Below are 10,741 nucleotides of genomic sequence, written 5' to 3'. Positions count from 1 at the left end.
CATCTGTCTGCTGGTTTATCGATCCTATTGAGAACTTTAGTCATTTTTCCTGTTCTTGATTGGCTGGGTGTAAACTATTTGATTAATACATTAGTAGGTGTGTTAACGAGTGCTGCGATAAACTACATCGTCAGTGATAGTATCGTATTTAAAAAAAGCGATAGAGCCACCCCAGAGCAGGAGGATTTTTATCCACCAGAAGGTCTAGGTCCTGTTGTGGAAAAGTCATGTAGTTCGACTAGAACTCAGTATTATTGGGGCAAGAGTCACGGACTACTGTCCTTGGTTATTCCCGCCTATAACGAGGAAGGTTGTATTGTTTCTACAGTCACGGCCATTACTGAAAAAATGGCTGCTGAAAATATTAACTGTGAAGTTTTAGTTGTCAATGACAACAGCCACGACCGTACCGAAGATCTCTTAAAGGGGTTAATTATAAATAACAGTAATGTTCGCTACATTAACAACTATTACCCAAATGGCTTTGGTTTTGCTGTTCGTTGCGGTTTGGAAAACTTTAAGGGCGATGCCGTTGCCATTGTCATGGCCGACAGCTCTGATAACCCTGAAGACATTGTGAGATATTACTACAAGTTGCAAGAAGGGTATGACTGTGTCCTCGGTTCACGGTTTATAAAGGGTGGCAGAGTCGTTGACTATCCGATCCATAAACTACTAGTCAATCGTTTAGCTAATCTGTTTATCCAGATAGCCTTTGGTCTCGGTTTTAACGATGTCACTAACGCCTTTAAGATCTACAGAAGAGAAGTTATTGAGGGGATTATGCCCCTCATCTCTCATCACTTCAACCTAACGGTTGAGATTCCGTTGAAGGCCATTGTACGTGGTTATTCCTACGCGGCTATCCCGATCACCTGGCGTAACCGTCAAACAGGGGTTTCGAAGCTCAAAATTAAGGAGATGGGGAGTCGTTACTTGTTTATAGTTCTCTATATCTGGCTAGAAAAATATCTTTCTAGGGGTGACTATCACCGCAGTAATCTTAAACAGAGAGCTAAGGTCAATGGCTGAGAGAGTTTTAGTATGTGGTGGTGCAGGGTTTATTGGCAGTTCCCTGGCAATAGGGCTTAGGGCTCATCATTCTGACTGGCAAGTAATCTGCCTAGATAATCTCAAGCGAAGAGGGTCAGAGCTGAATCTCTCTCGATTACGCGAAGCAGGTATCGATTTTGTTCATGGAGATATTCGCTGTTCTAGTGATCTGGATCCCAGTGCATTTGAAGTGACTACCATCATCGATTGCTCTGCGGAACCATCAGTGTTAGCAGGGTTTTCATCCCCTGACTATGTTTTGCAAACCAATTTGGTGGGTACCATCAATATTTTGGAGTTGGCACGTCAACTCCAAGCCAAACTGTTATTTTTGTCCACTAGTCGGGTTTACCCCATTGAAAAACTCAAGGCTATTGGTCTGGTGGAGGCAGATACTAGATATAAAATAGCGCCTGAACAAACACTAGTAGGATTGTCCAATTTAGGAGTATCGGAAAAGTTCTCTTTAGAGGGCTATCGCTCTCTCTATGGGACCACTAAGCTAGCCTCTGAACTACTAATTGAAGAATATCGTCATGCTTATGGTCTACAGGCTGTTGTCAATCGCTGCGGAGTTGTAACGGGTCCCTGGCAAATGGGTAAAGTCGATCAGGGTGTGTTTGTATTGTGGGTGGCGGCTCATTACTTTGAGAAATCGCTTAAATACATTGGATATGGAGGTAGTGGTAAACAAGTGCGTGACTTACTCCATATTCAAGATTTACTCCAGTTGATTGAGTATCAAGTCACGCATTTTGATATCCTAGATGGAAGTGTCCTGAACGTTGGCGGTGGCTCCGCTTGTAGCCTGTCGCTTTTAGAGACAACAGAGCTTTGTCGTGATGTAACAGGTAAAACCATAGACATCACTCCCGTTCCAGCAGAACGCCCAGGAGATGTCCCCTTATTTATTATGGACTCCTCGTGCATACAGCGTAAGATTGGCTGGAGCCCTGAGTACAATCCAGAAACTATCATTTCAGATATTTATCAATGGCTTGTAGACAATGAGTCTATGCTTTTATCTATATTGGCTTGACGAACGGATGACTCAGAGATGAGAATCATCTTTTAAATCTAAAAGTAGGGCAGACTTAAAACGATTAATTAAGGTTTCCTTTGTTAACTCAGTTGAAAACCTGGTCTCACGTAGGATTTAATCGTATTTTATTTATATTTCGAAACTTAAATTAGCTTTTCTACCCTGGCTTGCTTAGGTATAAGCGTTCAATTACTTGTTTTATGTTGAATTACTTTATAGGATAAACAATACTTTTGCCGTGAATGAACCTGCTTTGAATAAATTACTTGATAAGTCAGAATATCTCAGGCAGCTGTATGAGAACCGGTTCAGTCATAAGCAGCAGATGGCAAAACGTGCTTTATGGCAAGCTTTGATTAGGGATTTCCTTCAGAAGTACATACCCGTTGACAGTATAGTTCTAGATATCGGTGGAGGCTATTGTGAATTCATTAATCAAATTTCTGCCGCTTCTAAGTGTTTGATTGACTTAAATCCTGATGCTCAAACATTTGCAAATCCTGATGTGAGTGTCTTTCGCTTGAATATTCTTGATAAGGGTCAGTATGAACGTATTCCCCATCATCATTTTGACCGAATATTCGTATCGAATTTTTTTGAACATTTAAAAGACCAAGATGAGCTTTTTGAAGTACTTCGCTTTTGCTATTTAAAGCTGAAACCTGGTGGTAGTTTGCTAGTGATTCAACCAAACTATAAATATTCATATAAGGAGTACTATGACTTTATTGATCACTACTTACCTATTACTCACCTATCACTTTCAGAGGCTTTAAAGGCATTAAACTTCAAAATTGATGAAGTGATACCTAGGTTTCTACCTTTTTCAACTAAAGGTAGACCTGCTTCAGTTTGGATGCTTCGGCTATATCTTAAGGTTCCATTTTTATGGAATTTTTTCGGTGGGCAGATGTTTCTAAAAGCCTCTAAACCTAAGTGATTAAGGGGACATATATGAGTGTTGTTGTTATAACTGGTTCTGCGGGTCTGATTGGTTCTCAGTCGGTTCACTTTTTTATAGAAAAAGGATTTAACGTCGTTGGCATTGACAATGATATGCGCTCTGTTTTCTTTGGAGATGGGGCATCAACAGACTGGAATCGTCAACTGTTAGTTGATAATTACGGTGAGCGCTACTCTCACAGAAACATTGATATTCGCGATCGCAACCAAATTGAATCCTTATTTCAAGAGTATTCTACTGACATTGCTCTAATCATTCATACTGCCGCTCAACCCTCCCATGATTGGGCCGCTCAAGATCCCCATACAGACTTTACAGTCAATGCCAACGGCACCCTGGTTTTATTAGAAGCAACGCGACAGTTTTGCCCAAAAGCCGCATTTATCTTTACCTCTACCAACAAAGTCTATGGTGATACGCCCAACTATCTGCCTTTAGAAGAAACTGAAAAGCGCTGGGAAATTGCATCTGATCATGCTTTTGCCAATGGAATTGATGAGTCCATGAGCATTGACAACTCCAAGCATTCACTCTTTGGTGTATCCAAGGTAGCTGCTGATATTCTAGTTCAAGAATATGGCCGCTATTTTGATATGCAAACTGTTAGTTTTCGGGGAGGATGCTTGACGGGGCCATTACACTCAGGAGCTAAATTGCATGGATTTTTAGCGTATTTGATGAAATGTGCCATCACTAAGGAGCCTTATACAGTTTTTGGTTACAAGGGCAAACAAGTGCGAGATAATATGCATAGTTATGATCTCGTGAATGCCTTTTATCATTTTTATAAAAGCCCTAGGTGTGGGGACGTCTATAACATTGGTGGCTCGCGCCATAGCAACTGCTCCATGTTAGAAGCCATAGAGCTTTGCGAAGAAATCTCAGGTAATAAAATGGTTTACTCCTATTCGAAAAAAAACCGAATTGGTGATCATATTTGGTATATCTCTGATGTGGGTAAGTTCAAAAAACACTACCCTGATTGGGGGTATCAATATGACTTAAAGGCAATATTTAATGAGATATATCAGGCTCAGATAGCAAAATAATCAGTCCAATAATGGAGTCTGTGGAACAAAAAAATACTCATTACCGGTGGTGCAGGGTTTATTGATTCTAACTTTGTGCATCATTTCCATGGCGAATCTGGGAAAATAATAGTTTTAGATGCCTTGACTTATACAGGTAATCGTTCCACACTAAAAGACTTTGAGAGTCAGGCGAATTTTCAGCTGACTCAGGAAGATATCTGTAACCAGCAGCTAGTAGACGATCTCCTAACTACTCATGAAATCGATACTGTTGTGCACTTTGCCGCTGAATCCCATGTAGTTCCTTCCATACCTGGGCCTGTAGCGTTTGTGTAAACTAATGTAGTGGGTACGTTTACCCTGCTGGAAGCGTTTCGACTTAATATGTATCAACATTCTTTTATGCAGCCCTATATGGAGACCGAGTAGAGGAATCAGAATCCTAAGGGCATGCCTGCGTACAATATGGGCATGGTTGTGGGCAACCTAGCCATGCTTTTATAGTTGCAATTTTTGTGCATGGGAGATGTAGTGGCTAAAACAGCGCTGATTACCGGATTGACGGGACAAGATGGCTCTTACCTGGCAGAGCTACTGCTTAGTAAGGGATACAACGTATACGGAATGGTGCGTCGTTCCAGTTCTAGTAGTTTTGGACGTATTAGTCACTTTGCTGATAAGGTCCGAATTATTTCAGGTGATCTGCTCGATCAGTTTTCGTTGATGGACGCCATTGATGAGGCGCAGCCAGATGAGATTTATAACCTTGCATCCCAGAGCTATGTACCGCTGTCTTGGACACAACCTGCGCTGACAGCAGAATATACAGCTATTGGTGTGTCTCGGTTGTTAGAGGCGATCCGCCGTTGTAAGCCGGATGCAAGGTTTTACCAAGCCTCCAGTAGTGAGGTATTTGGGCAGCCGGATGAGTCTCCACAGACCGAACGTACGGCATTTCGACCCCGTAATCCCTACGGTGTAGCTAAAGCCTATGCCCACTGGATGACGATTAACTATCGTCAGAAATACGATCTCTATGCTTGCTGTGGCATTACATATACCCATGAGTCACCCAGGCGGGGGGCAGAGTTTGTGTTTCGTAAGATTACTCGCGGTGCAGTAAAGATTAAGTTAGGTTTGGCGAATGAATTGCGGCTGGGCAACCTGGAGGCTCGGCGTGACTGGTGCCATGCGGAAGATGTGGTTAATGCCATGTGGATGATGCTGCAGCAGGAGAAGCCGGACGACTATATTATTGCTAGTGGTGAGACCCACTCGGTTAAAGAACTTGTAGACTGTGCCTTTTCTTACGTTGGTTTAAATTGGCAAGATTACGTTTCCATTGATCCTGCTTTCTATCGACCAGATGAGCCCGTCGTGCTGGCTGGGGCCATTGATAAGATTAAACGCGAAATTCAATGGCAGCCCAATTACTCTTTTTCTAAATTAGTTGAGGCAATGGTTGATAATGAACTTAAAGAACTAACGGCTGACTCCTATGGAGATTAGATGGCTGTAGGTTAATATCTGTCACTTAATTCTTGGAGTTGTGGGCAGTACGCCCACTTAAGATGATTTCTTGGTGGCGAATGGCTGTATTAGCTACTTCCCAGGGAAACGTAAAGGATTGGAAGGATTCTGGAGAGATTTTGTCAATGTCGAGATCGACGACAACTTTTCTAAGGATTTCTAGGAGTTGTTGTCGTAGGTTTTGTAGTTCATCAAAATCTTGGGCCTGTTCTATTTTTTCAATCAGGTCCAGAATTTCTAGGTTGTAGCGGTCGGCGCGATCCTTTTGATTGCTGATGAACCATTGTCGACCTTGCCACAGGCTAGAGCAGATTAAGATGCTAATAGACATTAACAGGCCAATGGATTCAGCATAGGTGACTAAAAAACTAGGATTGTCTTGGGTGTAATAGGCGCGAGCACCTTCATGGAGTGGAAATCCAAGGTTTTGGCTGTTTTCTGGAGATTGAATATTAGCCGTCCGCGGATTGATGCGGATTAGCTCACTGCGATGTTCGTAGAGAATGCGAGTGATGGTTTTAACAACATCAGGATGGGCATCCACATTGGCAATGAGTAATGCGCTGACAGAAACGACAGGTAAATCTTCAGACGGGATAGGAGTGCCGCCATCGTAGCTACCTTTAGGAATGATGGTGGATTCTAGGTAGGGTTGAGTTAGCTGTAGCGCGCCGATTTGGTCTATAGGGACTAGCTTGAACTGTTCATTGGACAGTAGTTGAGCAACGCTGCTGTTGCCCAGACCAATAATACGGAACAAGGCGTCGACGGTCCCGTTTTGCAGGGCGGTGTGGGCTTCAGTGACGCCCATGGGTTGAAATTGAAAATCGTTTTTGGTGAGGCCATAGTGTTGACTGAGGGGCCAGAAAAGATTGTAGGAACCACTGCCTTCAGGCATTAGGGCAATACGTCTGCCCTTTAGGTCGGTCAGATTGTTGATGTTGGCATCTTTGTTGGCAATGAGATGAAACATCTCAGGGTACAGCTGGGCAATGGCGCGCACATTGCGTTGGGTGGGGGTGTCATTTTGTACCAGGGCGAGATCAACGGTATGGGTGTGGACATCGTCCATATTTTGATTTGACCCTGGAGATGCGACGACTTCAACGCGGATCTTAGGTTCGTTCGCTTCAGTGACTTGGGCAATGGCTTGACCAAAGGCGTAGTATTCACCGGTAGGGCTGCCTGTGGCCAGGCGAATGGTGTAGATACGGTTCTGTTCTTGGATGAGTTTGGTGATGGATGCGATCGCAACCCCTACACTCACCAAAACCACGAGACCTAACCCCCAGCATCCCCACTTACCCATGCCTCTATTTCTCCGTATCCAACGCGAGTTCTGCCGATAGAAAGTCTATAAACTGTCGAGCACTACGTCCGGAACGTCCGTTGTGACGGGTGGCCCATTGTCTCGCTCGATAGTCCAAATCCTCCAGCGATAGGTCTAGCCCAACCTGTTTTGCTAAGTGATGCACAATGTCTAGATACATCGGTTGGTCAGCGGCTTCAAACGTCAGGGTAAGGCCAAAACGATCACTAAAGGAGAGCTTTTCTTGGACTGTATCCCAAGATTTGAGCTCATCTGCATCCCGAGGACGGGGCCGATCAGCAAAGAACTCTCGCACGAGATGGCGTCGATTTGAGGTGGCATAAACCACTACATTTTGGGGACGTCGAGTCAGACCACCTTCTAGTACAACCTTGAGTGCTTTGAATGCATCATCGTCTTCTTCAAAGGAAAGATCGTCGACAAAAATAATGAACTTTTGCGGTTGGGGTCTCAGGGATTCCACAATCGTCGGCAGGTCATACAGGTCTGCTTTGGCAACCTCAATCAGACGCAAGCCACGGTCACCATACTCAGTGAGCAATGCTTTGACTAAGGATGACTTACCGGCTCCTCGACTGCCGTATAGTAATACATTGAGGGCGTTAAACCCGGCCAGCAAAAATTCGGTATTTTTCACTAGAGCATCTTTAGGGCCGTCATAGGCAGCCAAATCCTCCAAGCGAATGGGATCTGGCTCAGTGATGCCCAGGAGTTGACCTTGCTGCCAACGAAAGCCACGGAACTGACCAAACTTGCCTGTGCCTTGATGTTGATAATAAGTCACGAGATTGTCGATGCCTGCTGACCAATCTGGTGACAAGTCCACTGGCAACGGTTCGGGCATTAAAGACCATACAACCGGTGCTTGGGGAAGCTGACAGGCGGTTTGCACACACTGGCTGACATAGCTGGGAGATAGGCCGTATAGATTTTGGAGAATGTTTAGATCGTGGCGGGCTGCTGCTATGAGAGGTACGGGTAGTTTCGCCATCGTTAAGCGCTGTGCCGCTTGAGTAAACGCATTATCGGCAATCAACATCCGCTCAACTAGATGGCCTCCCCAGCTTTTGCCTGTGTTGGCCAATGCTTGAAACCATTTGCCATAGGCAGTGAGGCACTGGGCTCGTTCGTTGGTCAGACCTTTGCTGGTGCTGAGGGCTTCTAACAACGATAAGAATGTTTGACCTACGGTATCGTTGAGAACAGCCTGATACAGTAAGAGCGAGGCCGTCTGCTGTCGGTACTGAGCGATGGTTGCTGCCCCAAATTCCTTCATCCTCAATCCCTTTGCACTATGTCATTAGGACTTATCATCGCATTGATCTATGGAATCCTTGCTGTAGTGGGTGGTATTGTTGGCTACCTTAAGGCTCGTAGTTTGCCGTCGTTAATTTCTGGCATTGTCAGTGGGCTACTTTTACTGATCGGGGCACTGCGAGCCGCGCAAGGCATTGCCAGCGGTCTTTGGGTGGTCAAGATTGTCACCCTGTTGCTCTTAATCGTGTTTATTATTCGATTGGTAAAAACTAAAAAGTTTATGCCTGCTGGGCTGATGGTCATGGGTGGCGTGATCACATTAATTGGGGTCTTTGCTGGCTAGTCTTCATCCTCTAGTCAGCAGCCCCCCGGCACCTTGAGACAGTCTTTATCCTATAGCCAGCAGCCCCCATTGGGCACTTTGAGACAGTCGCATACTACGAGTGTTTTGATGGGCGTTATCAAAGGGGTAGGCTGTTTATTTTGTTGTTTGAGTGTTGTCAGTTGTCAGACCCATCTATCTGAGGGAAACGCGTCAACCCAGGTAGCTGCCAGTCGTTCAACAACGGCTGATCAAGAGGCTTCAGTGGTAGCAACGGTACAAGCTACCAGTCAGCAACTACCCGTTAGCGTTAAGACTCAAGACCCACCAACTGAGTCAGCAGCCCAGACAGCGATCGCAAAACAGTCATCTGTTCAAGATCCTGGCGTCACAGCGATCGCAAAACAGCTGTCTGTTCAAGATCCTGGCATCAAAGTCTATGTGATGGTCCCCCAGCGTCAAGGGGTTCTACGCAGTCAGGATGATCATAGCCGCATCAATATTCGAACACAGCCAACCACAGCATCAGCGTCTCCTCACTATGGGCTTCCAGGAGATGAGGTGACGGTGTTGGAAGCCACAGCCAGGTACCAGGGACATGTGTGGTATTTTGTACAGTTCACTCAGTCTGGGGTAGAGGGTTGGGTCCGAGATGATGTGATCGAGATTGATCGGTCCGATATTGATACAGCCGCAGACATTGGCATAACCTATGTCGATGCGCCAGTTAGCAGTAGTGAAACGCTTCAGTTTGCTCCAGGAACCAATGAGGCGGTGATTTGGGAGAAAACTGTGACCCAAGGCGCTCAGCATGAATATTTCTTTTTTGCAGATGCGGGACAAGAGCTGTCTGTTTCGTTACAAGCCGGGGATGAGAATGCTGTTTTCCAGATTTATTCTGAAGAAGCTGACTACTGGCTACATCTGATCGGTGACTATGTTGGAGCGACATCAACAGATTGGTCTGGCCCTTTGCCTAAGAGTAGTACGGGGCGTTATCGTATCCATGTGCGGCCCACCTGGGCGGATGCGGTTTATTCCATGCGTGTGGTGATTAAGTAACCAGGTGTGTGACTCCTAAGCCTGGCTGGTTATTCGGCATGAGGCGACCTAATTCCAAGGTGGCTCCGCAGCAGGGATTATCCTTGAGATTAAGATGACTGTCGAGATCGAGGTGATGGGCGAGGGGCGATAGCTGAGCTAAGGCTGTATTGGAGAGAGTGCTGTCGGAATAGCAGCCAAACATGACGCTGAGGCCACAGGCGCGGGCAGTGTGGATCATGCGATGGGCTTCGGTGAGGCCACCGGATTTCATTAGTTTAATGTTGATGCCGTCGATATGCTGCGCTAAGGGCATGATGTCTTGGCTGGTGAAGCAGCTTTCGTCGACAAAAATGGGTAATGGTGAGTGCTGTTTTAGCTCGGCTAGCTGGTGGTTGGCGCTGACGGGGAGGGGTTGCTCCAGATAGGTGATGTTACGCTCGGCGAGCCAGGTGGCCATGGTTTTGGCGTTGTCGAGAGTCCAGCCGCCGTTGGCATCAACGCTAATTTTGTCGTGGGGATGAAATTCGGATTGTAGGGCGCTGAGCATGGCTTGGTCGGCTTCAATACCAGCAGGGCTGCCCAGCTTGATTTTGATGGAGCGGAGATCAGGATAGTCGGCATGCCAGCGGCGGATACGATCGCATGCTCCTTCTGGGGTATTAATGCCCACAGTGACAGCGGTTGGCCCAATTCTTTGTGGATCTAATCCCCATAGTTGCCACAGTGGTAGACCGACCTTTTTGCCAAGCCAGTCCCAGAGGGCGACGTCGATGGCGGCGCGGGCGGCTGAGCAGGGGGCAATCTGGTCGAGGCTTTCTTCGATGATTTGTCGGTCGAGGGGATGGTAATAGGAAATGCCTTCGATGATTTGGTCGAGGGAGTGGGTAATGGTTTCAGGGGTTTGGGTTTGGTCGCCGATGGAGAAGGGGGTGGCTTCGCCGTAGCCAGTGATGTTGTCGTCGGTGAGTTGAATGAAGAGATTGGTGGATTGGGACCGGGTGCCACGGCTGATGGTGAGGGGGACTTTTTTGTGGAGGGTGATGGGGTGGTAGGTGATGTGCATAGGTGGGTTTTGAAGGGGTATTTGAAGGGTTGGGATTTTAGGGTATCTCGAAAGGTGTTAGATCCTGCGTGGGGCTCCTCCGAGTTCCCCACACCCCTATGGGCA

11 protein-coding genes are annotated in these 10,741 nt (G+C 46.2%); 8 read left to right on the top strand and 3 right to left on the bottom strand.

Annotated features, from left to right (window positions below; translation table 11 throughout):
- The 6 genes from DXZ20_RS13265 to DXZ20_RS13240 form a co-directional block, all read left to right on the top strand.
- On the top strand, window positions 1-1,032 hold a 1,032-nt coding region (locus tag DXZ20_RS13265), incomplete at its 5' end, for a glycosyltransferase (protein ID WP_163703485.1).
- Window positions 1,025-2,092 carry an NAD-dependent epimerase/dehydratase family protein gene (locus tag DXZ20_RS13260; RefSeq protein ID WP_163662332.1) on the top strand — a complete coding sequence of 356 codons (1,068 nt, stop codon included), beginning with the start codon at window positions 1,025-1,027 and terminating at the stop codon, window positions 2,090-2,092. The genes DXZ20_RS13265 and DXZ20_RS13260, both read left to right, overlap by 8 nt.
- A 328-nt stretch (window positions 2,093-2,420) precedes the next feature.
- Entirely contained in the window at window positions 2,421-3,035 is a 615-nt protein-coding gene (locus DXZ20_RS13255; protein WP_163703484.1) for a class I SAM-dependent methyltransferase, read from the top strand.
- A gap of 14 nt (window positions 3,036-3,049) precedes the next feature.
- Window positions 3,050-4,108: an NAD-dependent epimerase/dehydratase family protein gene (locus tag DXZ20_RS13250; RefSeq protein WP_163662330.1), complete on the top strand. Its 1,059-nt coding sequence runs from the start codon at window positions 3,050-3,052 to the stop codon at window positions 4,106-4,108.
- Between the two features lie 18 nt (window positions 4,109-4,126).
- A complete protein-coding gene (locus tag DXZ20_RS13245) occupies window positions 4,127-4,426 on the top strand; it encodes a GDP-mannose 4,6-dehydratase (RefSeq protein ID WP_163671575.1) in 300 nt (99 codons plus the stop codon).
- 195 nt (window positions 4,427-4,621) lie between these two features.
- A complete protein-coding gene (locus DXZ20_RS13240; protein WP_163671574.1) occupies window positions 4,622-5,599 on the top strand; it encodes a GDP-mannose 4,6-dehydratase in 978 nt (325 codons plus the stop codon).
- A gap of 25 nt (window positions 5,600-5,624) precedes the next feature.
- Here the strand turns inward: DXZ20_RS13240 and DXZ20_RS13235 are convergent, their stop codons facing one another.
- On the bottom strand, window positions 5,625-6,929 hold the full coding sequence (locus DXZ20_RS13235) for a TAXI family TRAP transporter solute-binding subunit (protein WP_163662328.1): 1,305 nt from the start codon (window positions 6,927-6,929) through the stop codon (window positions 5,625-5,627).
- 4 nt (window positions 6,930-6,933) lie between these two features.
- Window positions 6,934-8,226 carry an ATP-binding protein gene (locus tag DXZ20_RS13230; protein WP_163698638.1) on the bottom strand — a complete coding sequence of 431 codons (1,293 nt, stop codon included), beginning with the start codon at window positions 8,224-8,226 and terminating at the stop codon, window positions 6,934-6,936.
- Between the two features lie 18 nt (window positions 8,227-8,244).
- On the opposite strand from DXZ20_RS13230, the gene DXZ20_RS13225 reads away from it, so the two are divergent.
- Together DXZ20_RS13225 and DXZ20_RS13220 are read left to right on the top strand one after the other, a co-directional pair.
- A complete protein-coding gene (locus DXZ20_RS13225; protein ID WP_163662324.1) occupies window positions 8,245-8,550 on the top strand; it encodes a TMEM14 family protein in 306 nt (101 codons plus the stop codon).
- A 108-nt stretch (window positions 8,551-8,658) separates the two neighbouring features.
- Window positions 8,659-9,591, top strand: coding sequence for an SH3 domain-containing protein (locus DXZ20_RS13220; RefSeq protein ID WP_163698636.1), 933 nt, complete (start codon window positions 8,659-8,661; stop codon window positions 9,589-9,591).
- On the opposite strand, the gene DXZ20_RS13215 is transcribed toward DXZ20_RS13220, so the two are convergent.
- A complete protein-coding gene (locus DXZ20_RS13215; RefSeq protein ID WP_163698634.1) occupies window positions 9,584-10,636 on the bottom strand; it encodes a dipeptide epimerase in 1,053 nt (350 codons plus the stop codon). The two genes, DXZ20_RS13220 and DXZ20_RS13215, sit on opposite strands and share 8 nt — an antisense overlap.
- Between the last annotated feature and the right edge of the window lie 105 nt (window positions 10,637-10,741).

This window comes from Adonisia turfae CCMR0081 (assembly GCF_011009555.1).
In the GTDB taxonomy this organism is placed as follows: Bacteria; Cyanobacteriota; Cyanobacteriia; order Phormidesmidales; family Phormidesmidaceae; genus Leptothoe; species Leptothoe turfae.
Note: the sequence above shows the minus strand (reverse complement) of the source record. Positions and strands in the feature narration are given on the sequence as shown.

Bases quoted from the DNA above. Each gene is read 5' to 3' on its own strand.
- DXZ20_RS13225 (WP_163662324.1), top strand. From the start codon at position 8,245: ATGTCATTAGGACTTATCATCGCATTGATCTATGGAATCCTTGCTGTA.
- DXZ20_RS13250 (WP_163662330.1), top strand. From the start codon at position 3,050: ATGAGTGTTGTTGTTATAACTGGTTCTGCGGGTCTGATTGGTTCTCAG.
- DXZ20_RS13255 (WP_163703484.1), top strand. From the start codon at position 2,421: ATGGCAAAACGTGCTTTATGGCAAGCTTTGATTAGGGATTTCCTTCAG.
- DXZ20_RS13235 (WP_163662328.1), bottom strand. From the start codon at position 6,929: ATGGGTAAGTGGGGATGCTGGGGGTTAGGTCTCGTGGTTTTGGTGAGT.
- DXZ20_RS13220 (WP_163698636.1), top strand. From the start codon at position 8,659: ATGGGCGTTATCAAAGGGGTAGGCTGTTTATTTTGTTGTTTGAGTGTT.
- DXZ20_RS13230 (WP_163698638.1), bottom strand. From the start codon at position 8,226: ATGAAGGAATTTGGGGCAGCAACCATCGCTCAGTACCGACAGCAGACG.
- DXZ20_RS13260 (WP_163662332.1), top strand. From the start codon at position 1,025: ATGGCTGAGAGAGTTTTAGTATGTGGTGGTGCAGGGTTTATTGGCAGT.
- DXZ20_RS13215 (WP_163698634.1), bottom strand. From the start codon at position 10,636: ATGCACATCACCTACCACCCCATCACCCTCCACAAAAAAGTCCCCCTC.